This window comes from Methanoregula sp. (assembly GCF_049690535.1).
Lineage (GTDB): Archaea > Halobacteriota > Methanomicrobia > Methanomicrobiales > Methanospirillaceae > Methanoregula.
The window spans coordinates 1-22,140 of sequence record NZ_JBAVMX010000053.1 but is presented as its reverse complement, the minus strand read 5'-3'; the positions used below and the strand labels follow the sequence as shown (position 1 = coordinate 22,140).

The 22,140-nt window shown below is 53.1% G+C and carries 26 protein-coding genes and 2 tRNA genes; 7 read left to right on the top strand and 21 right to left on the bottom strand.

Translation table 11 applies throughout. The annotated features are described in order from the left end of the window. Positions 1–59 precede the first annotated feature (59 nt). The 4 genes from WCE46_RS04270 to WCE46_RS04255 form a co-directional block, all read right to left on the bottom strand. Positions 60–133 (bottom strand) — tRNA-Lys (locus WCE46_RS04270). Positions 134–224: 91 nt separating this feature from the next. Continuing rightward, on the bottom strand, positions 225–854 hold the full coding sequence (locus WCE46_RS04265; protein WP_424732458.1) for a response regulator: 630 nt from the start codon (positions 852–854) through the stop codon (positions 225–227). A 140-nt stretch (positions 855–994) separates the two neighbouring features. Continuing rightward, positions 995–1,624 carry a response regulator gene (locus tag WCE46_RS04260; protein ID WP_424732457.1) on the bottom strand — a complete coding sequence of 210 codons (630 nt, stop codon included), beginning with the start codon at positions 1,622–1,624 and terminating at the stop codon, positions 995–997. Further along, positions 1,625–1,984: a roadblock/LC7 domain-containing protein gene (locus WCE46_RS04255; RefSeq protein ID WP_424732456.1), complete on the bottom strand. Its 360-nt coding sequence runs from the start codon at positions 1,982–1,984 to the stop codon at positions 1,625–1,627. 471 nt (positions 1,985–2,455) lie between these two features. On the opposite strand from WCE46_RS04255, the gene WCE46_RS04250 reads away from it, so the two are divergent. From WCE46_RS04250 to WCE46_RS04240, 3 genes are all read left to right on the top strand, one after another. After that, the gene (locus WCE46_RS04250) at positions 2,456–2,653 is read left to right on the top strand and encodes a hypothetical protein (RefSeq protein ID WP_424732455.1); all 198 of its coding nucleotides are present in this window, start codon (positions 2,456–2,458) and stop codon (positions 2,651–2,653) included. Between the two features lie 83 nt (positions 2,654–2,736). Beyond that, a tRNA-Pro gene (locus tag WCE46_RS04245) sits at positions 2,737–2,810 on the top strand. A 32-nt stretch (positions 2,811–2,842) separates the two neighbouring features. Next, the gene (locus WCE46_RS04240) at positions 2,843–3,697 is read left to right on the top strand and encodes a damage-control phosphatase ARMT1 family protein (RefSeq protein ID WP_424732454.1); all 855 of its coding nucleotides are present in this window, start codon (positions 2,843–2,845) and stop codon (positions 3,695–3,697) included. 382 nt (positions 3,698–4,079) lie between these two features. Here the strand turns inward: WCE46_RS04240 and WCE46_RS04235 are convergent, their stop codons facing one another. Beyond that, positions 4,080–5,375, bottom strand: a complete 1,296-nt coding sequence (locus tag WCE46_RS04235; protein ID WP_424732453.1) for a site-2 protease family protein — start codon at positions 5,373–5,375, stop codon at positions 4,080–4,082. Between the two features lie 75 nt (positions 5,376–5,450). Further along, positions 5,451–6,092 carry a ribonuclease HII gene (rnhB, locus tag WCE46_RS04230; protein ID WP_424732451.1) on the bottom strand — a complete coding sequence of 214 codons (642 nt, stop codon included), beginning with the start codon at positions 6,090–6,092 and terminating at the stop codon, positions 5,451–5,453. Positions 6,093–6,146: 54 nt separating this feature from the next. Between rnhB and WCE46_RS04225 the strand changes: the two genes are divergently transcribed. Continuing rightward, the gene (locus tag WCE46_RS04225) at positions 6,147–6,815 is read left to right on the top strand and encodes a potassium channel family protein (protein ID WP_424732449.1); all 669 of its coding nucleotides are present in this window, start codon (positions 6,147–6,149) and stop codon (positions 6,813–6,815) included. Here the strand turns inward: WCE46_RS04225 and WCE46_RS04220 are convergent. Next, positions 6,804–8,000: an NAD(P)/FAD-dependent oxidoreductase gene (locus WCE46_RS04220; RefSeq protein WP_424732448.1), complete on the bottom strand. Its 1,197-nt coding sequence runs from the start codon at positions 7,998–8,000 to the stop codon at positions 6,804–6,806. The two genes, WCE46_RS04225 and WCE46_RS04220, sit on opposite strands and share 12 nt — an antisense overlap. Beyond that, positions 7,990–8,166: a 4Fe-4S binding protein gene (locus tag WCE46_RS04215; RefSeq protein ID WP_012107516.1), complete on the bottom strand. Its 177-nt coding sequence runs from the start codon at positions 8,164–8,166 to the stop codon at positions 7,990–7,992. The genes WCE46_RS04220 and WCE46_RS04215 overlap by 11 nt, the downstream gene beginning before the upstream one ends. 427 nt (positions 8,167–8,593) lie before the next feature. Here WCE46_RS04215 and glnA point away from each other — a divergent pair, with 427 nt between their 5' ends. Next, positions 8,594–10,069, top strand: a complete 1,476-nt coding sequence (glnA, locus tag WCE46_RS04210) for a type I glutamate--ammonia ligase (RefSeq protein WP_424732447.1) — start codon at positions 8,594–8,596, stop codon at positions 10,067–10,069. Between the two features lie 333 nt (positions 10,070–10,402). On the opposite strand, the gene WCE46_RS04205 is transcribed toward glnA, so the two are convergent. The 11 genes from WCE46_RS04205 to WCE46_RS04155 all read right to left on the bottom strand — a co-directional run bounded on the left by WCE46_RS04205 (position 10,403) and on the right by WCE46_RS04155 (position 19,422). Then, on the bottom strand, positions 10,403–11,524 hold the full coding sequence (locus tag WCE46_RS04205) for an endonuclease Q family protein (protein ID WP_424732446.1): 1,122 nt from the start codon (positions 11,522–11,524) through the stop codon (positions 10,403–10,405). A 94-nt stretch (positions 11,525–11,618) separates the two neighbouring features. Next, on the bottom strand, positions 11,619–13,004 hold the full coding sequence (locus WCE46_RS04200) for a response regulator (RefSeq protein ID WP_424732445.1): 1,386 nt from the start codon (positions 13,002–13,004) through the stop codon (positions 11,619–11,621). Positions 13,005–13,229: 225 nt separating this feature from the next. Continuing rightward, positions 13,230–13,988, bottom strand: coding sequence for a proteasome assembly chaperone family protein (locus tag WCE46_RS04195; RefSeq protein ID WP_424732444.1), 759 nt, complete (start codon positions 13,986–13,988; stop codon positions 13,230–13,232). Then, positions 13,985–14,149 (bottom strand): RNA-protein complex protein Nop10, encoded by a 165-nt coding sequence (locus WCE46_RS04190; RefSeq protein ID WP_424732443.1) that lies wholly within the window; start codon positions 14,147–14,149, stop codon positions 13,985–13,987. The genes WCE46_RS04195 and WCE46_RS04190 overlap by 4 nt, the downstream gene beginning before the upstream one ends. Continuing rightward, positions 14,146–14,943, bottom strand: a complete 798-nt coding sequence (locus WCE46_RS04185) for a translation initiation factor IF-2 subunit alpha (RefSeq protein WP_424732442.1) — start codon at positions 14,941–14,943, stop codon at positions 14,146–14,148. Before WCE46_RS04185 ends, WCE46_RS04190 begins: the two co-directional genes overlap by 4 nt. An 8-nt stretch (positions 14,944–14,951) precedes the next feature. Further along, a complete protein-coding gene (locus WCE46_RS04180) occupies positions 14,952–15,140 on the bottom strand; it encodes a 30S ribosomal protein S27e (protein WP_424732441.1) in 189 nt (62 codons plus the stop codon). Positions 15,141–15,145: 5 nt separating this feature from the next. Beyond that, a complete protein-coding gene (locus WCE46_RS04175; protein ID WP_424732440.1) occupies positions 15,146–15,424 on the bottom strand; it encodes a 50S ribosomal protein L44e in 279 nt (92 codons plus the stop codon). Between the two features lie 274 nt (positions 15,425–15,698). Then, a complete protein-coding gene (locus tag WCE46_RS04170) occupies positions 15,699–16,394 on the bottom strand; it encodes a hypothetical protein (RefSeq protein WP_424732439.1) in 696 nt (231 codons plus the stop codon). A 27-nt stretch (positions 16,395–16,421) separates the two neighbouring features. Continuing rightward, on the bottom strand, positions 16,422–17,561 hold the full coding sequence (locus tag WCE46_RS04165; protein WP_424732438.1) for a DNA primase small subunit domain-containing protein: 1,140 nt from the start codon (positions 17,559–17,561) through the stop codon (positions 16,422–16,424). Further along, positions 17,558–19,138: a tRNA uridine(34) 5-carboxymethylaminomethyl modification radical SAM/GNAT enzyme Elp3 gene (locus tag WCE46_RS04160; RefSeq protein ID WP_424732437.1), complete on the bottom strand. Its 1,581-nt coding sequence runs from the start codon at positions 19,136–19,138 to the stop codon at positions 17,558–17,560. The genes WCE46_RS04165 and WCE46_RS04160 overlap by 4 nt, the downstream gene beginning before the upstream one ends. 5 nt (positions 19,139–19,143) lie before the next feature. Then, on the bottom strand, positions 19,144–19,422 hold the full coding sequence (locus tag WCE46_RS04155) for a UPF0058 family protein (RefSeq protein ID WP_424732436.1): 279 nt from the start codon (positions 19,420–19,422) through the stop codon (positions 19,144–19,146). Between the two features lie 56 nt (positions 19,423–19,478). Between WCE46_RS04155 and WCE46_RS04150 the strand changes: the two genes are divergently transcribed. Further along, on the top strand, positions 19,479–20,363 hold the full coding sequence (locus WCE46_RS04150; protein ID WP_424732435.1) for an ADP-ribosylglycohydrolase family protein: 885 nt from the start codon (positions 19,479–19,481) through the stop codon (positions 20,361–20,363). A 49-nt stretch (positions 20,364–20,412) separates the two neighbouring features. On the opposite strand, the gene WCE46_RS04145 is transcribed toward WCE46_RS04150, so the two are convergent. Then, positions 20,413–20,859: a UPF0179 family protein gene (locus tag WCE46_RS04145; RefSeq protein WP_424732434.1), complete on the bottom strand. Its 447-nt coding sequence runs from the start codon at positions 20,857–20,859 to the stop codon at positions 20,413–20,415. Positions 20,860–20,898: 39 nt separating this feature from the next. After that, complete coding sequence (locus WCE46_RS04140) at positions 20,899–21,978, bottom strand: NAD(P)-dependent glycerol-1-phosphate dehydrogenase (RefSeq protein WP_424732433.1); 1,080 nt, start codon at positions 21,976–21,978, stop codon at positions 20,899–20,901. Between the two features lie 11 nt (positions 21,979–21,989). Here WCE46_RS04140 and WCE46_RS04135 point away from each other — a divergent pair. Then, positions 21,990–22,140, top strand: a 151-nt coding sequence (locus tag WCE46_RS04135) for a DUF63 family protein (protein ID WP_424732459.1), incomplete at its 3' end; no start/stop codon positions are given.

Sequence of the window (22,140 nt, the reverse complement as noted above, 5' to 3'; positions counted from 1 at the left end):
ATGAAACGATTGCCTCTCAGATGCATCACCGCAAAAAATCCACGATTGGATCGTGGTAACGGGCCCGGAGGGATTTGAACCCCCGACCACCTGGTTAAAAGCCAGGCGCTCTACCGAACTGAGCTACGAACCCTTGGGAATAAGATGTACAGCATTATAACAATGTTAGAAAACCATATAAATATTGTCACAGCATTTTCTTGTTTCCGGTAACCTGTACGGGGTCAGGCTGCTTTTCCAATCAGGTCGTTGATCTCCCGCAACCGTCGTTCGGACCGGTAAATTTTGTCCTCAATGTTCCGTAGTGCCTCCACATCTTCACGGGAGACCTCGTGCCCGGGGACGTCCATCCCGCTTGATGACTTCAGGACTACCAGCAGGTTCCTGTCGACTTCTATACTTTTTCGGAGCGCGCCATATTCCTCAATCACTGCCGGGTCAAGACCCTTGTTCTGTGCGACGAGCGTCTCCAGGTTTACATCGTTCCTGCGGGAAAATATCCGCTGAATCGAATCCATCAGCTGCGCCGGGCTCACGGGTTTTGAGACAAAATCATCGATACTCATGCTGTGCTCCTGCGCTTCAGCAGGGGTGATCTTCTTTGCCGAGAACATGAGCACCGGGATCTCTTTTGTTACGGGATTTTTCTTGATCGTTTCCAGCGTTTCCCACCCGTCCATCGGTTCCATCATAATATCTAGGAGAATGAGATCGGGTTTCACCGTTTCGAGGATCCTGATACATTCATCTCCCCCCGAGGCAGAAATTGGCGTGTATCCCTTGCGCGTAAGTATGGCTGCAAGTCCGTCAACGATAAAAGGACTGTCGTCAACGATCAGGATAGTCAGGTCCATGAGATTTCTCCGTTATCCGGGGCAAGGGTGGCAGGATGCCTGCGGACGGGCGTTCGCAGGAAAACCGCCCCGCACCCCTAATTTTAGGCCGCAATACTATTCAAAGGTTTATAAGATCGACCGTCCCGAAGGGTATATCTTTAACTGACTTTCCCGGCAAGGTCGCCTTTGATCTGCTGGAGGCGAGCTTCCTGAAACCTGATGTTGGTATCCATGCTTTTTAAGGCACGGGAGATATCGTCGCTGACCCGGACTTTCGAATCATTGAAATTATACGTGGTTTCAAGGATCTTCATCAAGCGCTTGTTGACATCGATACTCTTTGAAAGCTGGGAATATTCATTGACTAGTTCAGGATCAAACCCGGACTGCCGGGCCCGATCCATATCCGACCGGATTGTCTGGCGGCGGTTGAGCACATGTTCGATCGCATCATAGAGCTCGCGGTGGGTGATGGGCTTGAGTACGTAGTCTTCGATAAAGATCCCGTATTCCTGCGCTTCGGTAGGTGTCAGCTGTTTTGCCGTGAGCATGAGTACGGGGATCTCTTTTGTGGCCGGGTTCTCCTTGATCTTTTCCAGCGTTTCCCACCCGTCCATGGGCTCCATCATGATATCGAGAAGGATGAGATCCGGAGTGACTGTTTTGAGGATCTCCAGGCATTCCTCACCGCCGTACGCAGCAACAGTACGGTACCCCCCCCGCTCAAGCATCGTAACAAACACATCAACAATAAAAGGACTGTCATCCACTACAAGAATAGTATACACTTACATCACCCGTCCAATCTCTGCAGCAACAGCACCGATATGGGAACTGATGTCTTCCTGATTTGCACCGCTTTTGAGAATTGCGGCAACAAGAAAATGTTCCCCGGCTCCCATGACTAGAATAGATAAATTTGCAGCCCGTATCGTAACCGCCGAAATGGATTTCATGCTGATGAGATTTCCTGCCGACTCCGCGGATGCAAGAATAGTCGCGGCCAGCGCACCAAACCAGGGTTCATTGAATTCCCGGTCAAAATGTTTTCCTGCAATGATTCCATCCCGTGAAACAAGGGCACATGCTGTTACACCATCGATTGCCTGTATTTTTTCAATAAATGCCGCAATTTTATCTTTCAACATGGCCATGGCTCCAGTGCTACACTATCCGCTGTAATTCATAATACCAGATAACTCCATATATAGATATCTTTTTTATTTCTGGCAGGGTTCGCCCGTTCCTGGGAAATAATGTATATTCTGCATGGCCACGGAAAGTTATTCCCCGGGTACCTCCGATAAAACACAAGGGTATTTAAGGGAAAACACAATCCCCTCCAAAGGAGAAGTACGAACAGGTATACCTCCAACGGGCAGGGGACGGGAGAGAGGGATATCCCGCCAACGGATGTACCCAATGCATTTTTTGATTATGCCTCTCCTCATGGAGGAAATTCAGTTATAGGAAAAGATTACTAATAGTATCGTATATAGTTCGATAATAATAGATTAAAACCGCCACCGAAGTGAGAGACCCATCAAGCCGGTTAATACACAAAATTGTATGCCAGCAGGTTTCTCCTCAACTGCGGTCTGACGGTCAGGTACGATACTATGGCATTTGAAAGTTACATGGTAGTATTACTCGGTACAGTGATCGTTATCCAGCAGTTTATCACCTATCTGATGTATGTGCGCATCCGGCAACTCTTACAGGAAATAGACTCCATTGAGGGAAAGATGAAGATCACCGATCATGAACTCGACAGCCTGATCCAGAAGGTCGAGGAATTTAAACAAAACAGTTTTTAAAAGAGATCTTAGTCCTGCTCCGGGATATGCCTTTTTGCAGTATAACAAGATACATATGGAATATCTGCGAATAGTATGAGAGCGGGGCCATAGGGTAGCCTGGCCATCCTAGGAGACTGGGGGTCTTCTGACTCGCGTTCAAATCGCGATGGCCCCATTATCGCTGTTGTTTTTTTGGGGGGGTTTGCCGTGAAGATTACGGAAACGTGTATTGATTGCCTGATAACCCGGGTCGAACTCGAGTGCAGACTGGTCGGGGCCGACCAGGAAACAACGCAAAAGGTTGCTTCATCCTGCCGCTCGTATCTTCTGGCGATCAAAGACGAGCCCCTGACACATCCCCAGATTGCAAGCCGCATTCACCACCGTGCATATGAACTGCTCGGTACCTCCGATCCGTTCTCACTCCTCAAAGATCAGGGGAATGCCGAAGCGATCACAGTCTGCAAAGAGGTCCGGCAAAACCTGCACACGTTCAGGGACTATGTGCTTGCTTCCGTCATCGCGAATACCTTTGATTATGGTGTCAAGGGGCATACAGTCACGAGCAATTTTTCCGTGTTTTTCCGGGAGGAATTTAGAAAAGGACTGGTCATCGATGACACGGATCGTATTCTTCCTTTGACATCCCGGGTTGTCTATTTGAGTGACAACTGCGGAGAGATTGTCTTTGACCGGCTCCTGATCCAGTACCTGAAATCACGGGGGTCCAGGATCACGCTCGCGGTAAAAGCCCGCCCGATGCTCAACGATGCGACTATTGCAGATGCAAAAATGCTCGGGCTGGATCGCATCGTCGATTGTCTCACCACAAACTGCGATGGGGCGGAGATCGGCTTTTGTCCTGAAGATGCCCCCCCCTCCCTTTCAGATGCCATCTCCCATTGCACGCTGATTATCGCAAAGGGTATGGCAAATTTCGAATCCCTGTTCGAACGAAACGACCTTCCCCCTGTTGCATACCTTATGGCGGCAAAATGTCAGCCGGTTGCTGATGAAGCGGGTGTCCCGGTCGGTTCCAAGATCGCACTGCTGCGGACATAAGTATCATAAACCTTTTTGATTCGGGGGGAGTTCATCATCCAGTCTGGGAGGTGGCGGATCGGGAAGTGCGAGTTGATCGAACTGTTAAAAAAAACACGCGGGGAATCCGGTTTCTCTCCCGAACGAAATCAGAGCACCTGCAACCAAAAAAAATCCCGGGACTTCGAAGAGTTTTTTTCATAACAACTATTTAGAATGAAACCCTTTTAGCGACGGGGATTAATTCTTTGCCCGCCAGATTTCTCCATAATAAAAAATCACAATACAAAATTTTATCCATTTTTTTGTAGTATGATGTTGTAAAACACATGATGACCGTCAGGGATACTCTTTACATCCACACTTTCAAAAAAACCGGGAAAAATCCCTGCTGTCAACCCGTTCACATATGCAGCAGGTACGGCAGCGCGATAAGCGATATCAGTACCACGATCATCACGTAGCTGACCACTCCGACAACGTACCCGGAATATTTAATGAGCCCGCGCCGGTCGAGCAGCCGGTCGACCCCTTCCTTGAAGATATAGCCGCCGTCCAGAGGGATCATCGGGATCGCGTTGAAGATCCCCACATTGATATTGATCCATGCACACCAGAAGAGGATGTGGGTTGCGTCCCAGAAACCGGCAAAGGGCGCCTGGTAATACGAAGTGTCCGGCGTATCGAACGCGAGGATACGCAGGTACTGCGACCCGTCACCGCTCGCAAAGGGAACTATCAGGAATTCAACGAACCCAATTGGTGAGAGCATCGTCCCGACCGCAGTCTTCACTGCTACACTATCGTAGTACTCGACCCCCATGAACCCGCTGGTCTGGTTGCTGCTGTAGCCGGAAGGCCACGTCGCAAGCGTGAGTTTATAATCAGAGGAGATCCCGTTTTTTGCGGTCGTCAGGGTAACCGTATCCCCGGGTTTTGTCATATTCAGGATCGCGGACACATCTGCCCGGCTGGCCACCGGCACCCCGTTTACTGCGGTCACCACCGAGCCCTGCGGCACGCTCGCGTTATCCGCAGGATACCCTTTGTAGATCCCGGTGATAGCCGGTTGGGTCGCCGGCACCACGAGACCAAACATCAGGATAAGCAGCACAAAGCAGGAGAAACCGACCACAAGGTTGTTTGTGATCCCGGCACCGAACATCCGCATCTTGGGTATGCCTTTTTTCTGTTCGAGTTCCTCCTCGTCCGGCTCGACAAAAAAACCGATCGGGATCACAGCAAGGAGGACACCCATGCCCTTGACCTTAATGTCCTCAACCCGGCAGAGGATCGCATGCCCGAACTCGTGTACCACGATGGTCAGGAAGAATGCAAACCAGACCGCGAACGTGGACGGGACATAGTCGTTGAGCCCCGGGATCAAAAATAAATTCTGGGGTGAGTAGATGCCGGTCGGTTCAGGCTTTATCATCAGCGTGTAGCGGATCGAGACAAACAGCATCACGGTCATAAAGACCGAAACGAGGATGACCGCGATGACCCCGAGGGTCCCGTAGATCCTGAAAAACGTGCGCAGTGCGGTAAATTTATCGAAAAATTTTACCCGGGTGGTCTTGATCGCCATGATCGGGCCGTAGAAAACAATATGATCGGCCCAGATTTTCCTGGTGTAAATAATATACGCGGCAACGGCGTAGATTGCCACCAGGGCAATCAGGATGAAGATCCAGTCCATCTGTACTTGATGGACAGGATAACCACATAAAGGAATGGTGGTGTAAAAATATTCTGAACTGCAAACTGCCCGGATCTAAATAAATGCAGACAGACTGCTCTGGGATTTCTTCCCGAGCATCGTGCTCACCGTCTTCCAGCTCTTCCGGGCAATCGGCGGGGGGGCCCGGTGCTCATCAATATACGCGGAGAGGTACGTAATAGTGATCGGATCAGAGGGATATCCGCTGCCGATCTCACCATATTTTTTTGCGAGTTTTAGAATCTCCCGGTCACGGGTGACTTTCGCGATGATGCTTGCTGCAGAAACGATCGGGTACGTATCGTCTGCATGGTGCTCCGATACGATCTCGCACGCGATATCGAGATGGCTCCGGACCGTTTCTGCGTACCGGAGCGGGTTGACATCGCACGCATCGACATACGCGGTAGCGGGGGCGAGTTTTCTTATTACCTGCGCATGGGCCCGGGCTACACAGGCATTCATGGTCATCTCCCGACGGATGGCATCGATCTCTTCTGCGGGGATTATTACCGTTACAACCCTGCACCGTTTTTTGATGAGGGGAAAAAGCCGTTCCCGTTCTGGATACGTGAGCTGCTTTGAATCCTTCACACTGAGATCAGAAAAGACATCTGCGGATCGCGCCCCCACCGCAGCGACCACCATCGGCCCCAGCACCGACCCTTTCCCGGCTTCGTCAACCCCGCAGATCACATGGATAGGTTTATGCGCAAATTATTTCAATGGCGATGATGGTAACCGGTAGTCATGTATATTATCATCGTGGGGCTTGGCGGCATCGGACGCAGCCTTGTCAAGCAGGCGGTCGAGCACGGCAACAACGTCGTTGTCATCGACCAGGACGAAAACCGGTGCAGTGAAATCCTTGAGCACTACGATATCCTTGCGATCACCGGCAATGCCACCGATAAGTCTACGCTTGAAGAGGCCGGCATCGACCGGACCGATGCGTTTGTTGCCACCACGAGCGATGATGCGGTCAACCTCATGACATGCTGGCTTGCAAAACGCTTCCACGTTCCAAATGTGGTCGCGATCGTCAACCAGACCGCCCATTCGGAATTTTTCAAGGAAGTAGGGGTCCGGATCAGCGAGAACCCGGACGATCTCGTGGCTTCGCGCCTCTATTACTGGACCGAGAACCCCAAGCTCCAGCAGCTCGCCTCGATCCCCGGCGGCAGCATTTTCGAGATTGTGGCAGAGGATAAGGCCCCCATCGTCGGCCACGAGATACGGGAACTTAAAGTAAAGGACTTCGTCTTTATCGCGATTAGGAGGGAAGGCGGTACACTGATCATCCCCAGCGGCAACGTACGGATCCAGCCTGGCGATATCTTCACGGTCTTTACCAAAAAAGAGGCCGAGGACGACTGCCTGCGGCTCCTCAACAAGCAGTTAAAAAATTTAACGGATTGAGGCGGCAAGCGCCCCAAGTTCTATGAGCAGTTTCGGGTTGGCTTTCAATAACTCTTTTATTAAGGTAAGCGTGGAGAACTCCTTTAAGTCCAGCTTCGAGACGGAGTGGATGATCGCATTGAGTTTTTCGTCAGGCTGCTTGATGAGATATTCCTTAATATGATAGTTGCGCTCGATTGCTTTCCCCATCTTTGAGGCACGCCATTCCCGGTCGTAGGCCATTAGCGCTTTCTTTGAAAGATCGCCTTTTGCAATACAGTCGGCTGCGACTTCGGCCGCAAGTTTGCCGGTATACATTGCATTGTAGATGCCGCCGCCCGTGAGCGGATCGACCACCCGTGCTGCGTCTCCGACAAGCATCAGGTGGTCTGCAACCGTGCATTCCAGCGGGCGGCAGACCGAGACACCGCCAACGATGCATTCGATGGTCTTGCCGTGCGGGAATTTCTGTTTCACGAACCGGTCGAGGTAATCTTTTGCCCGGTGTCCCTTGCCGCTCTTCCTGCCGGAGATACCGATACCGACATTTGCAGCCCTTTTTCCCTTCGGGAAAACCCAGAGGTATCCTTCGGGTGCGACCTCGTTACCCAGGTAGAAGATCGTGGCATCCTGGTTGATGTCGATGTCGGTCATGACATACTGGACCGAACTCATGATCTCCCGGACCGGGACGGTCGTATCGATACCGCACCATTTGCCAAACTTGGATTCGACGCCATCTGCTGCAATCACGACATCTGCCATGACCTTCGTGACATGGCCACAGTACTCAAGCTGCGCCCCTTTGACATGGCCGTCCTGCATCACCGGCGCGGATGCGCGGGTCTTGACAAAGATGTCTGCCCCTGCTTCTGCTGCCTGCCAGACCAGTGCACGGTCAAACACCTTGCGGTCGAGGATATACCCGACTTTCCCCCCGGCCATGGAGGATTCTAACGTCATCTCAAACCCGTCGGGAGCGACAATGCCCGCCCCGGTCATCTCCGCAGAGATCCAGCGCGGATCGGGTTTGACAAACTCGGCAAGTGCTTCTTTGCCGATCCCCTCCGCACAGCGGACTGGGGCGCCGATCGCAGGGCGCTTCTCGACAAGACAGGCCGAGAGCCCTTTTTCTGCCGCTGTCCGGGCGGCAAGAGCGCCGGCCGGACCGCCGCCGATAATCAGCACATCATATTTACTTTTCATGCACGACCTCCAGCGCACCAAGGGGACAAACCTTGGCGCAGATACCGCAGCTCGTACAGTTCTCTTCAACAGAAAGGTATGCGTCGATCAGTTCAAGTGCACCTTCAGGGCAGACTGACACACAGCATCCGCAATACCCGCAGATATCCCGGTGTACGTTGAGCATTCTAGAGCATATGTTGGAGGCCGGTTTCATTAATCTTTACGGAACGACACGGGCAGGCAGATCGGGCCGGCCGACTGAAAACCGGATCAGGCCGGCATTTACCGTGCGGTCGGGTCGCAGTCTCCGGTCTTGGTTCGGGAGTGCACGGAGAACACGAAATACTTATTTAACATAGAGGATAGAAGAGTGATTCTTTGGGGTGCTTCTTTGTCCGCTGACGCCAAAGAACCCCCACATTTTTTGAAGAGATCGATTGTCTGCAGAGCAGTCACGTTTTCTGTTGTTTTCCATACGGGTGCATATCTTTTAAATATTATAACTAGGAAATAATCTTCCTATTGCTTGCAGGTAGTTGACAGGGTCCGCACTGATATCCTGGATCTTCAATGAGACCTGAAAATGCCTGTCGGTATGAAAAGGTGACGATATGGTTCAAAAGAGCACGAGCACCAAGACGACACGTGTGACAAAAGAGCAGATCAATTCGATCAACTCTCTTATCAAGAAAAATGAGATCAAGATCGTCGATTTAAAATTCAACGATCTGCCGGGACTCTGGCAACACTTCTCTATCCCTGCCTCAGAACTGGTCAAAGATTCAGATCCGGATGCCGGCATCTGGGCTGAAGGAATCGGTTTTGACGGTTCATCCATCCGGGGGTTCCAGAAGATCCAGGAGTCGGATATGGTCCTGTACCTGGACGCTTCCACCGCAGTAAATGACCCGGTGTGCTATGTTCCCACCCTCTCGATCATCTGCAACGTTTTTGATCCGGTAACCAAGGCTGCATATACGCGGGACCCGCGGTTCATTGCACAGAAGGCGGAGCAGTATCTCAAGTCCACCGGCATTGCGGATGAAAGTTTCTGGGGGCCGGAGTACGAGTTCTTCCTTTTCAATGACGTCAGGTACTCCCAGACTGTCAACGAGGGGTTCTATTCGGTGGATTCCACAGAGGGGATCTGGAACTCGGGCAGGGACGAGCAGCCCAACCTGGGGTACAAACCCCGCCACAAAGAAGGATATTTCCCGGTACCGCCCCACGACTCGCTCCAGGATGTGAGGAGTCATATCGTCAACAGGATGATTGAGACCGGAATTCCTGTCGAAGTACACCATCATGAAGTTGCAACCGCAGGCCAGAACGAGATCGACATGCGGTACAGTCCCCTGGTCAAAATGGCGGACAACTGCATGATGTACAAATATATCGTCAAGAACATGGCGCGGGAATTCGGAATGGTCGCGACGTTCATGCCAAAGCCACTGTTCGGCGACAATGGTTCCGGCATGCATACACACCAGTCGATCTGGAAGGATGGAGAGAACCTGTTCTTCGATGCCAGGGGCTACGGGATGATCAGCCAGACCGCGAAGTATTATATCGGCGGTCTCCTCAAACATGCAAACGCGCTCATGGCATTCTGCGCCCCGTCAACCAATTCGTATAAGCGGCTCGTGCCGGGCTATGAGGCCCCGGTCAACCTTGTGTACTCCCTGCGGAACCGGTCAGCCGCCGTCCGGATCCCGATGTACTCGGAGAACCCCAAGTCCAAACGGATCGAGTTCAGGCCCCCGGACCCGATGTGCAACCCCTATCTCTCGTTCTCGGCGCTCCTGATGGCGGGTATCGATGGCGTCAAGAAGAAGATCGATCCCGGCCAGCCATTCGAAGGAAATACCTACGAACTCGATGGAAAGGCAGCAAAGAAGATTCCGACCGTCCCCGGTTCACTCGAACAAGCAATCGACGCTCTGGAAGCAGACCACAAGTTCCTCCTGGAAGGCGGCGTCTTCACGCAGGACGTTATTGATACCTGGATCGAGTATAAACACTCTGAGATCGATGAGGTCCGTCTCCGCCCCCACCCGTGGGAATTCCACCTCTATTTCGATATGTAAACAAATTCCTTCTCTCTTTTTTGGTGAAACGTTAAAAATTTGCTCTGTTGAAATCCTGGAAGAAAATAGTACGAACGCTCTTTTAAGTTTCCGCTATGCCTTCGCCCCCGCACGCTTGTGGCATCCCCCGGTTCGAGATAGTGTTGTATTACCTGTACTCATGTCTGCACCCCGACACAGGTAATACGGAAGCATCGCATACGCCCCCGCCCCCTCGGGGGCAGGGCTGGCGTAAGGGGGGCGAATATTTCTCAAAATAGATTTTCTACAGAGCAGTTAATAAATTGAAAAAAATACTTTCCCACTTTACGTAGTCGTGTAAAATATTCCATATCATGCGAGCGAGAACGTACCGTACTTCCCGCCGCCGCCCGGGTGGAGGACCACGTGATTTTCCCGCAACGCATCGATGGCTTTTGCAACCTTCGGATGGATTGCCCGGATCTCTATCACCGGGGTCTTGATGAGCACGTCGATCTCATTTCCAAACTCTGCGATGAACGCATTGTAGATTGCCCGGCATTTTTTCGTACCCGGTGACGAGACCCCTTCCATCGTCTGGATAATCTGCCCGAGCGGGACGAGGTGGAGATATGGCGGCCGTGACCCGGGAGAGCCGTGTGAAAGTTCCCGGGCACGGTCGTACACACCCTTCTTGATCAGGCCGCCATCGGCAGGGCAGCGCCATGAGTGCTGCTGTGCTTCTTCGAGGGTATATTGAGTATAGCAACGGACACATGCAGTCCGGTTGTACTTTCCCTCTTCCGGGAAAAAGCCGGCGTTTGCCTCGATGGCACCGGCCCTGATGCTGTCAAGCACCCCTCGTACTGAAAGTTTGCCGTCGAGTCGAATCCGGTTGAACTCGCGCCCGATCTTCTCCGGCTGCGGGCTGTGGGCATCCGAGTTTGAAAGGAAAGGAACGCACGCAAAATCCGGGATGCCTGCACCGTATGAGCTGTCTGCCGAAAGCCCCAGTTCCACAAAATCGATCGGCTCGCTGCCATAACAGCCGGCGACTGAATTATGGTACGCAAAGAGCGCGGTCCACGGGGTGAATGCGTGCGCCGGGCCGATAAAAGCCCCGACCTCGTGCACCCGCTCCGCAATCTCTTTCCCAGAGAGGTACACGTGCGGACGCCCGTTCGTGCTGATGCTTTTGCTGTGCGGCTGGAGAAACTCGCGGAGTTGTGTAAACTGCCCGAAATCCTCAGCCATGATCAGGTGGTGGACCCGGTGCTCGTCCTCAACCTCACCGGTCGGGATAACACAGATTCCGGTCTCGTTTACAAGAAATGGTTCCCACTCTTTCTGCCAGGCCGGGTGCAAAGCATCACCAGTGCCAAGAATATGGAGCCCCTTTGTTACGCAGACATTCAACAGATTTTCCGGATGCATTGCACCTGATACTGCCATTGAGAACGGCGAGTGGATGTGCAAATCGGCATTTGCAAGCATGGGTACCTTCCAGATTACATCGTTTGAGGATATAAGTGGATAAGAGCGCCCGCACTTCCCAGGCAGAACAGGATTATGTCAGTATAGTTGCACTTTACAGGTACTCATCACGTTTCCGTGGGATCGGTACATCCTTCTTCCAGAGTTTGATATCCCGGGCCCGGTCAAAATAAAACTTGGACTCCTCGGGTCTCCCCAACTCCTTGAGACAGACGCCAATATGGTTCCAGGATTCCATGTTGTTGGGCAAACTATTGACCACCATCTTGAACGTCTCGACAGCTGCCTCAAGGTACCGGTTGTTCATCTGCATGACACCCATCTGTTCGAGAGTCTCCCCCAATTCATAAAGGATCTCAACATTCCCCGGGGCAAGTTCCACTGCACGCAGGAACGATTTGAGTGCCTCGTCATAGTCACCCAGCGTCCGGAAACAGATGCCCCGGTCGTTCCAGACATGGGGGATTTTCTCATCGATCTTGAGTGCACGGTCAAATGCCGCAATTGCATCACGGTAATTACATTTACGGGCGTACAGGTTGACACCCTCCTTGTACTGCGCTGCAGCCTTGCCGAGGATCCAGTCCATCAGACCGCCGGATGCAGGAGCCGTCTCAGCAGATGTATCATGGTGTACCTGAACCCCGACATGCTCAGCTTCCTCGATGCTCACATCCTTAAATGTCGAGGTAACATCACGGACAACACTTGCCGCTGCAATAAACTCCCCGTGATTGTCAAAGAGCGGCATCGCCTTCATCCAGAGCGTCCACTCAGTTCCGTCAACCTTTTTTGCCCGGGTAACGGCAACGATCGGCCCATTCTTCTCCCGGTTGATGATCATGTACCGGGATTTCCTTATCTCCTCATCTGGCGTGAATATCATATCGACAAGCATCTTATGGCGCCTGCCAAAAAAAGGCTCTACGTATGCGAAATTTCCCTTGCCAAGCAGGGTTGGTGCGGGAACACCCGTCAGCTGCTCCATCGCTGTATTCCACGCAAGCACGTTTCCCTCCGGGTCAATGGCAAACTCGGCATCAAGGGAAAAATTGATCAGATCGGCGACAATCTTCCTTGACAATCCTTTTGCTTTACCCATGAACCGCTGGTCGACTGCATGCCGGATCATCTGTTGCAGTTCAACAAACGGCATTTCCGTATCTTCGCCTTTTTTTAAGAAGAAGTTGGCACCGTTATTGAGCGCAGCGATCGCCGCGTGTTCCCGCCCGACACCGGTAAAGATGATCACCGGCGTTACATCGCCTTTGCCCCGGATGATCTTTAAAAGCTCAATACCGTTGATTCCCGGCAGATCGTAGTCAAGAACGATGGCATCAAAAATGTTTTTCTGGAGTATATCAAGTGCTTCCTGTGAAGAACTGACCGGTTTTACCGATATCTCGTGCGATCGTTCCAGCACCTGCTGGGTCACCTCAAGAATCGCAGGATCATCGTCAATAACCAGTACTGAAAGCATCGCAATGCACCGGAATTTGTATATTTCTCTATTGTATAATCAGGATGGCATTGCCATATAAAACAAACGAAATGTATCGCCAGTAAGGTAAAAACCGGGCCGTATGCACCCCCACGTTCAGGTACAGGGAATCCCTGGTGCATGCTGTTAGAGCAGATGCAGATTTTTTTACTATCGGGGGATCCCCCGGGGATCAGGAAGAAAAGAACACGAAAGGAGGGATCATTAACCGATATAACTCAGTTCTTCGTCATGCTGCAGTTTCTCGCTTTCAAGGTAACCCTGCACAACTTTCTCCATCTCCGCTGCGCGGTCGTTGAGCTGCGTAGGATCGACCGGCACCGAGATAAGTTTTGAAAGAACAGAAAGGACGCTTGCTGCGCTCATCGGGTCGACGATGTATCCGCTTGTCTCACCCATAAGGCAGACCGCATCGATGCCCCGCATGCCACCCATGCCGAGGAGGAGCCCAGCGGCACCGACGATACCGCCGCCCGGTTCATCGCGGTCAAAGGTCACGCCCGCCGCCTCGATCTCCGCTTTTAAGTCCGCGCGGTTTGTGGCGCCCAGTACCCGGGGCGCGTTGACCAGGTGCCCGACACCGAATCCCCCGAGAGTGTACATGCGTTTTACTCCCAGTTCAACTGCAATATCGAGATATGCATCGGCCATCAGATAATGCCCCTCGTTGGAGGTACTCTGGAAATCACCCACAAGGAAAACAATGTGCCGGTCCTCTGCCTTGTACAGGTAGATCTCGTTTCGTGGTAACCGGACAACGCCATTTTCCTCGATAATTACCTGGGGGGGCAGGTAAATAGAATGGATCTCACCGATCTTTTCTGCGCCCAGCATGTGGATCATGTACTCGGCGACGAGCTTTCCGACCTGACCGATACCGGGCAGCCCCCCGACAAGGACCGGGTTCGTGAGATTTTTATCGGTAAAAGAATCGAGATAGCGGATACTGATATCATCAATCATTCCGCTCGCCCCGGTTGTGCCATCCTCCGGTACTTGCCAAAACGATCCTGTACCGAAAATCGCGCCGGGTGGGCAATCGAGGTCGGACCTCCGCACACAGGACACAGAAGAGAAAGGGTATAGGTATTGTCTGCGCCGCAGCGACGGATTCTCCCGCTCATTGACTCTTCCCGGACTTGGGTTTTTTGATAAGTTTGCCTTCGCCACCGGATTTTTCCAGAACGGCAATTGAGGCATTGGCAGCTTTTTCCAGCGCCTTTTCCGCTTTCTTATAATCGGACGCTGTTACCTTGATCCGATAGACAGGTGCACCCAGGTACAGCAACTCGATATCGGCCCCCGCGGACTTTGATTCGCTTGCCTTTTTTAAGGCATTCCGTATGACCGTTACGCCATCAGGCTCTGCTGACGTGAGGACGAGCTGGCCGGTTACCTCGACTTTTGGGATCTTTACACTTTCGTGGGCGATGTGCACCAGTGCTTCGCTCGCTTTTTTGGAGAGCCCCAGTTTTTTGACCGTTGCATCGCTGTCGGTGACGATATCCTCAAACACCGCGTACAGCTCGCCGTACTTGTCAATGATTGCATCTTCTATCGCCGTGGCGGGTTCGCCGGATTTCTCTGCTACAAACCCGATCCACTTGCGCGCCTTTGATTCGTTTTTCCACTCGCGGATCTTCTCACGGCGCTGGTGCTCGTTAACATCCTTTAAGGAAAGATCGATGTGACCACGGGTCCGGTCAACGTTGAGGACCTTGCATACGATCTTCTGGCCCTCACGGATGTGGTCACGGATATACTTGATCCAGCCGGTTGCGATTTCAGAGATGGGGATGAGCCCCTGCCTGCCACCGTATTCGTCAAGCGATACGAATGCAACGAAATCCTTGACATTCTCTACGGTGCAGACTACCAGTTCTGATTCCTGTGGCCACTCCCTGTCTCTTTCCGGCATGGACTGGCTCACTTGAACTCTGAGATAATCTCAGCCTTTAAGGTCGCCTTTCCACCCGTGGGGGTCGCAAGATCGCGTCCGCAGACAACACACTTGACTGTCGTGCTCGCCTTTGAGAAAATCGTCTGCTCATTCTCGCAGTCCGGGCACTTTACCTTTAAAAAGCTGCTCCGGTTTGCCCGTGCTTCACGTACCATGTTTCTCACTCCGTTAATTCGAACTTGGCAACCCGGTAGCCTTTTCTCAGGTGCGCTTTCCCGCAGGTTACACAGCGGTACCTGACGTTGATCTTCTTTGTGGGCTTGTCGCCACCCGGGACCTTTGAGAACTTGCCCATGTTGCCCACTTTGCCTCTGCGTCCTTTCTGGCGGTCGATCCAGTGGAGGCCGGTCGTCTTGCTCTTCTTGACCTTCTCCACTTCGTGGATCTGGTGACTTCTGCAAAAAGGACAGTAAGTGTTGAATTTCGCTGGCATCTTCATGATGTTTTCACCGAATATGTTCTGATATTGAATCCCAGTATTCTTTGCTAAGGTTCATATTTAAGATATGGGTGCGCGGCAGTATGATGTACTGTCACCGTCCCGGTTTTCTTTCATTCTCATCGTGGCGAAGAGTGTAAAGTTTTAGTGCCGGGATCTTAAAAAGATTAGGATGCTGCCTGACCTGCGTAAGCCGGACAGGAAATGCCAGCCTAAAAAAGATCCCCACGCGAAACTTTCCTGCTGAATAAATAATTCCGCACCCTGATCCCGCTTATTTACAGGTCGGAAGAGTGAGGGCTACAACAATGTTCCTGTCGCTGAGCACCGATGCATTTCTCTCGGGAAGGGTCACAATGTCGCCTTTTGTAAGGGAGTATATCCTTCCGTCAACTCCCATGAATGTATCCATTTCCCCAAGTACCCGCACAAGCGTATAGGGTGGGGTAAGGGATGGCCCGGCCGATGAAGGGGCCGATGATGACGGTACCGGTCCTTCCGTTCCCGGAGTGACTTCATCGTATGCCGCAACCCCCTCATCTTCATCAGTCTCCATACCAGCAGGAACCGCCACGGGAACCGGTACGAGCGGCTGTTTTGCGTTGTGGAGCAGGATACCCTGACATTCCTCAAGGCCGGCTGCAATCCGGTCAAACATGCCGTGCTCTGCAGGGAGCATCCGTTTTACTTCCTCCCGGTCGTAGTAATTGCCCTCTGCGTGCATGAGGGCAAGGGCAAGGATCTTGCGCGAGCGTATGGCGAAGAGCTCGTGCATGGTCTCCTTTATCGCGATGGTCTCTTCTATAAGCGCACGCGCCTCGTCGGAAAGCGGGTCCTCAATTGCATAGACTTTTTTTAAGAGTTCTGCGATCTCCGCGTGGGTGCGATCGAAGATATCTGGGGATATCTGGAGGAGTTTGCCGGTTTCGCGCTCGGAGAGCAGGATGCTGCGCAGATCATCAAATCCCATGGCAGGTACTCGAAAGGAGATTATTTTTCAGGCAATTTCCGCGATGCCGCGGCAGCAGAGGAAAACTGCCACAGCTTCAGGTACTGTAGAGATCCCTTTTTGGATCTGATAAGTGCTTCCAAGCATGGGCATGGCAAGAGGGAACCGTGAGTCCACCCTGACCTCGCGGGTTGCAAAGACAACGGCGTCGATGAGCGGGTCGAACCCGGACAGGTCCCGAACCTCGAGCGGCTGCACACGCATACCGCTGCCGCCATGAAGAGACGTTGGCATACGGATCAAACGCTTCGTGTCGGTCGTGACCGGTTCATCCGCGAGCGCTGCCCGGTCGTTCAACCGCGTCCGGAACTCCCCCTCGGTTTCATGAACAACCGCTTTAATCACCCGGTCTTTGAGGATCACCGGGTCGATCTGTGCGCTCCCTCTGAGACCGGCGATCATCTCATCCCGCTTTTTTAAAAAACCGGCCGCTGATTCTTTTCCAATACCTTCAAGCGTGGTGAGACGGGTCATTGCCTCCTCTTCACTGAAGCGTCCAATCCAGGTCAGGTAATCGATGAGCGCTTCGCGAAACCGGCCCGGCCACCCGGGCGATGACCTGGTTTGCGGAATCGATAGCAGGACCGCCGGGTCAATGCCTATACCACAGATGTAATCGATAAGTTCCCGGCGTTCGGCACTGCCCCACCCGCGAAAGGCCAGGTCATGGACATGGACATGGTACCCCCGCCCGCCGGAAAAAACCAGTTCGATCTGCTTTGGATCGACCCCCAGTTCATCGGTGAGCATGGCCAGCAGTTTTTCTGTCTCGGTCTTGACCCGGGAGAGCATCTGGTCGTAGGGGCCTTTAACAATATGATCCGCATCCAGATCGAAGATCAGGTCGGCCCCGCACCAGCCTTTTTCAGCCATGGTCGGCGCATCCGGTTTCTCGTAATAGGCGGTCGAGTAATAGATATGGGAAGGGACGAGGTTTTTGATATAATCAAAGAGCTCCGCACGATCGGTAAATGCGATGTGCCGGCGCATCCGCATCTCGGTAGCGCCGGGATTAAAAAGGACAAAACCCCATTCCCGCTGGGCAAGAGAGGACGGGGAGACCAACATCGCCTTCCGGTAATACTCGGTGAACCGCTGCCGCACAAACTCCGTGGTTGCCGGGTTCATGACATCTCCTTTACCATATAAGGCCCTCTGCGCTCATATCCCTGTCTCCGGTAATAGGGCCTGACACCGATACCGCTCATGATAGCGACACGTTCAAAGCCTGCCGCTTTTGCGATCTCCTCGGCGCGGGAAAGGAGGATCCGCCCGAAGTTCCGGTGCTGCCACTCTTCTGATTCTGCCGCATCCTGGCCAACCGGGACAAGACTCCCGTATATATGGAGCTCGCGGACGAGCGCGGCACCATGAAGTTTCGGGCGGAACTCTGATGACGGAAACCGGAGCCGGGCAAACCCAATCAGTGAGTCCCCCGAGACCGCGGAGATGAAATGTTCGGTTCCGCCGCAGCACTCATACTGGATCACCCGTATGTCGGATTCCACGAGGGAGGGCAGTCTCCCGATCTCCCTGCACCGGATGCAGCGGCAGTGCCGGCCCTGGGCAGCAAGGCGGTTCTGGGCCAGCTGCCGGAAGTTGGAGTGCCGGGACCCGGCCACGATCAGTTTTGCCGGGATGTCGCGCTGGACCCGCGAGAGCCGCGTGTACTCCGGTATGAGCATTTTTGCATAGGCAATGAGATCGATGAGCTGCTCTTCATCGTACGGTGCATACCTCTTGAGCTCCCAGAGTTCCTCGATCTCGGAACCGGGGGTAACAAGCGTCGGGTATATTTTCAGGAAATCCGGCTTGAACCGGGGATCGGAGAAGATCGTCTCGAACATCTCCCGGTCAGCGGCGATTGTCGAATGCGGCAGGTTGGGCATCATGTGGAACCCGACCTTGATACCGGCATCACGCAGGAGACGGTTTGCCTCGGCAGTATCGGCAACGGTACAGCCCCGGCGGTTGAATGCAAGGATCGCATCGTCCACATGCTGGACGCCCAGTTCCACCTTGGTGACACCGAGGTCAAGCATCCGGTTGATGTGCTCTTTTTTGCACCAGTCCGGGCGCGTCTCGAACGTGATCGCAACGCAACGTACATCAGCTGTCTCGTTTGCCGCTTCAACCTCTGCAACGGAAGGCACGGTTGCTGCCGGTGTATCCCTGGGGTATACATTCATTGCCTCGATGCACCGGGCGACAAACTCATTCTGGTACTCCACGGGACGGGCGGTCATTGTCCCGCCCATCACGATCAGTTCCACTTTTTCGACCCGGTGACCCAGTGTCTCGAACTGTCCGAGCCGGGCGTGGACCTGCGCGAACGGATCGTAGTTATGCTCGCGGGCCCGTTTTGCCGCAGGCTCCTCTCCCGTATAACTCTGCGGCGATCCAAACGGATGCGCCGGCCCACCCGGGCAGGGCAGGCATTTGCCATGCGGGCAGGGATACGGAGAGGTCATCACGGCAACCGGTGCAACACCGGAGAGGGTACGGGTAGGCTTGACAAGCAGGATCCTGCGCAGGCTCTCCCGCTCCTCAGGAGTGGCAGCTGCCAGTATTGCCGAATTCTTGGGAACTGTCATGAGCCGGTACTTCCGGCAGATGTCAATTTTTACGGCAACAATCCCGCTGTCACCCGGAGGCAGGGAGAGGATGCGGGAGATAATCTCCCGTAATGCCAGTGCCTCATCCATAACAGTTAATGTTCGACTGCAACCTGCGGTGTCGACGCAGTTGCAGTTTCTGGAGAATAGTTCACCACATGCACATGGTGGTGTCCGTTGATATGAGTTACAATCTCTTCGCCCAGTGTGAGAAGTGCGTCTTTATGGGCTTTTTTATCCTTATGAATATGCACCGGTGATATTTCGAGAGCATCATAGCGTTCGGTTGCAATTTCCTCATTCGTTGTGTTCTCGTAATACTTCCTGATGTGTACCATCAGCATATGCAGATGTAGTAACTCTTCTTTTTGCACACTATCGCCTTCTCTCTGAAAAGTTATTTTTTCTGTACGACAGATATACCTTATTGGTGAAATTTATAAGAGAATACATTCACCCAAGGGGATTATTGGCAGGACTCGCAATTGGGGACGCGTTGGGTGCGCCTTTGGAAGGATCTCCCCAACCTGAAGCGTGGGTGACGAATATGCGACCCGGCGGGCGCCATTTCCGGAAGGCCGGCCAGTATACGGACGATACACTGCAGGCACTTGCAATCGCAGAATCGCTTATCGCGTGCAGGGGATTTCACCCGTCTGACCTTGTACAGCGGTTGCTTTCCGGGTACGAAAAGCGACCGGAATGGTACGGCCCTACATCCTCGGCATTTTTCACACTGGTGCGTTCCGGCACCTTGCCGCAGCGTGCCGCAGAGCTCGTCCACCGTCGCCATCATGGGAGCAGGAGCGACGGGAGTGTAATGCGGGCATTTCCCCTCGCGATCTTTTATCCTGCTGATCAGGTGTACGGCGTAAGCATCGTGTGCTCAGAGCTCACCCACTACGATCCGGTCGCTGCCCACTGCTCCGCGTGGCTCAACCAGATGGCAGGCGAGATGTGTCGGGGGGTTTCACGCAGGCAGGCATTTATCCACGCCCGCTCGCGGTGCAGGAATGCAGAAGTGCTGGATAAACTCGGAAGTTACGCGAGGTACCGTCCCGAGCCCTCGCTGGATGCGGTGCTCTGCTCGCATGCGGCACTCTCCTGTTTTATGAACGCCCGAACATTTGAGAACGCCGTGCTCTCGGCCATCAATCTCGGCGGGGATGCAGATACCGTGGGGGCCTGCTGCGGAGCGCTCGCCGGGGCATACTGGGGGATCGAGGCTGTACCTGAACGGTGGACTGCCGAACTGGAGGATTATTCAGGTATCCTGAAAGTGGCAGATGTACTCTGGCAGAACCGGCTCGAATGAGGACCGGATAAAAAAAGTCGCACTTGATTGAGGAAAAGTTCGGGAGCGGTTACACCGGTTTAATCTCGACAAGCTTGAGCGCCCGTCCTTTGCCACAGATATCTGACGCATTACCGAGCACATCGGCAATAACATATTTTTCACCTTCGACCACTCCCTCCGGCCGGCAGAGGGAGTAGCTCTTGCAGTCAGCCTTGTTGCAGGAGAACTCTATCTTTACTTTGGAGTTGACGATCGCCATGTCAGCACTGACGAGCATGGTCACAGGAGCGTCCATGACCTCGACCGCCGTTGCACCGTTGAAGTGTACGGCGCACTCATGATGGGTACTCCTGACCGTGATGATCCGGTACCGGTGGCCTTTGTTCAAATTGTTGCACGCCTTTTTGACCTTGCAGGTCCCGCACTCCGCAGTCTCTCCCTCGTAGATAAACTCAACGCCGGGTTTTGCCAGCACCGTCCCGACAAGCGTCACTTTTGTTTTTGTATCTGCCATGGCAAAATCCCTCCACTTCATTTTGCTGTTAACACCGGACTATTCTGAATAGAGCATCTGCACGAGTTTCTCCGCCGATTCCCTGGTGATACCCATATCAAAGATTGTAAAGCGTTCCGGGCGGATAGTCTTTGCCATAAGGAGTGCTTCAACGGCTACCTCATCGGCGATGCCGACATCCGCAGGTGTCACCGGAGCGCCAATCATCCTGAGCGACTCACGTATCCCCCGCCAGTCGCCACCATGGAGGTACATCGAGATAATTGTACCGATCCCGCAGCTCTCCCCATGCAGGGCCTTTCCCGGGGCAAGTCTGTCGAGGGCGTGGGAGAACTTATGCTCCCCGCCACTTGCAGGCCGTGACGATCCCGCTATGCTCATCGCTACCCCGCTTGATACGAGTGCTTTTGTAACAAACCACGCCGATTGCTCTTGGTGAGGTTTTATGAGATCGGCATTTTTGACCAGGATTTCCGCAGTCATTTTAGAGAGTGCAACTGCGTATTCGCTCATCGGCTCACCCTTGATCCGGTGAGCCATCTCCCAGTCAAGGATGGCTGTATAATTGGAGATCACATCCGCACAGCCGGCCGCAAGGAGCCGGTGTGGGGCGGACGCAATAATACCGGTGTCCGCAATAATGGCAAGAGGTGGATGGGCCTCAAGGGAGACATTGCCCTCCATAGTGGGTACCGATGCCCGGGCAGAAGCAATGCCATCATGGGATGCCGCTGTCGGAATCGAGACAAACTGCCGATCGAGATTATACGACACGATCTTTGCCGTATCGATCACCCGACCTCCCCCGACCCCGATCACAAAGTCCATGTCCTTTGCCTCCTGCTCTGCCTGCTTGATTACCTTCGGGCTGATCTCTTCTGCAATAAAAATCTTCACGGTACCTGTTTTGGAGAGCAGATCCCCAACAGTTTTTCCTGCCCGTTCCATGGTACTCTTTCCTGATATCAGGAATGCAGATCTGCCCAGTTTGAGATCTTCGCAGACTGGGGTGATCTGGTTAAGGACATCGTGGCCAATCACCACATCCCGGGGTAACTGCATCCACTTGGACTTGTCAAAGACCTTCTCTTTAAGTAATTTTATAGTATCTGGGCTCATCCGGATTATGAATGATTAGTGATTTCATATACAAATACTACATCGATCCCGTCAAGTACGGCGAGCCCTACAATATTGTCGAAACGCTCACCTACGCGATTATCCTCATCATCGGTGTGTATTTATTGTACCGGTGGTTCTCGAATTCTGCCTGGCTTTCAG

What these genes read in the sequence shown, in the direction of transcription:
- WCE46_RS04265 (WP_424732458.1), bottom strand. Translation starts at nt 854, where the DNA reads ATGGACCTGACTATCCTGATCGTTGACGACAGTCCTTTTATCGTTGAC.
- WCE46_RS04255 (WP_424732456.1), bottom strand. Translation starts at nt 1,984, where the DNA reads ATGTTGAAAGATAAAATTGCGGCATTTATTGAAAAAATACAGGCAATC.
- WCE46_RS04250 (WP_424732455.1), top strand. Translation starts at nt 2,456, where the DNA reads ATGGCATTTGAAAGTTACATGGTAGTATTACTCGGTACAGTGATCGTT.
- WCE46_RS04235 (WP_424732453.1), bottom strand. Translation starts at nt 5,375, where the DNA reads ATGGACTGGATCTTCATCCTGATTGCCCTGGTGGCAATCTACGCCGTT.
- WCE46_RS04225 (WP_424732449.1), top strand. Translation starts at nt 6,147, where the DNA reads ATGTATATTATCATCGTGGGGCTTGGCGGCATCGGACGCAGCCTTGTC.
- WCE46_RS04220 (WP_424732448.1), bottom strand. Translation starts at nt 8,000, where the DNA reads ATGAAAAGTAAATATGATGTGCTGATTATCGGCGGCGGTCCGGCCGGC.
- WCE46_RS04215 (WP_012107516.1), bottom strand. Translation starts at nt 8,166, where the DNA reads ATGCTCAACGTACACCGGGATATCTGCGGGTATTGCGGATGCTGTGTG.
- glnA (WP_424732447.1), top strand. Translation starts at nt 8,594, where the DNA reads ATGGTTCAAAAGAGCACGAGCACCAAGACGACACGTGTGACAAAAGAG.
- WCE46_RS04205 (WP_424732446.1), bottom strand. Translation starts at nt 11,524, where the DNA reads ATGCTTGCAAATGCCGATTTGCACATCCACTCGCCGTTCTCAATGGCA.
- WCE46_RS04200 (WP_424732445.1), bottom strand. Translation starts at nt 13,004, where the DNA reads ATGCTTTCAGTACTGGTTATTGACGATGATCCTGCGATTCTTGAGGTG.
- WCE46_RS04195 (WP_424732444.1), bottom strand. Translation starts at nt 13,988, where the DNA reads ATGATTGATGATATCAGTATCCGCTATCTCGATTCTTTTACCGATAAA.
- WCE46_RS04190 (WP_424732443.1), bottom strand. Translation starts at nt 14,149, where the DNA reads ATGAGCGGGAGAATCCGTCGCTGCGGCGCAGACAATACCTATACCCTT.
- WCE46_RS04185 (WP_424732442.1), bottom strand. Translation starts at nt 14,943, where the DNA reads ATGCCGGAAAGAGACAGGGAGTGGCCACAGGAATCAGAACTGGTAGTC.
- WCE46_RS04180 (WP_424732441.1), bottom strand. Translation starts at nt 15,140, where the DNA reads ATGGTACGTGAAGCACGGGCAAACCGGAGCAGCTTTTTAAAGGTAAAG.
- WCE46_RS04175 (WP_424732440.1), bottom strand. Translation starts at nt 15,424, where the DNA reads ATGAAGATGCCAGCGAAATTCAACACTTACTGTCCTTTTTGCAGAAGT.
- WCE46_RS04170 (WP_424732439.1), bottom strand. Translation starts at nt 16,394, where the DNA reads ATGGGATTTGATGATCTGCGCAGCATCCTGCTCTCCGAGCGCGAAACC.
- WCE46_RS04165 (WP_424732438.1), bottom strand. Translation starts at nt 17,561, where the DNA reads ATGAACCCGGCAACCACGGAGTTTGTGCGGCAGCGGTTCACCGAGTAT.
- WCE46_RS04160 (WP_424732437.1), bottom strand. Translation starts at nt 19,138, where the DNA reads ATGGATGAGGCACTGGCATTACGGGAGATTATCTCCCGCATCCTCTCC.
- WCE46_RS04145 (WP_424732434.1), bottom strand. Translation starts at nt 20,859, where the DNA reads ATGGCAGATACAAAAACAAAAGTGACGCTTGTCGGGACGGTGCTGGCA.
- WCE46_RS04140 (WP_424732433.1), bottom strand. Translation starts at nt 21,978, where the DNA reads ATGAGCCCAGATACTATAAAATTACTTAAAGAGAAGGTCTTTGACAAG.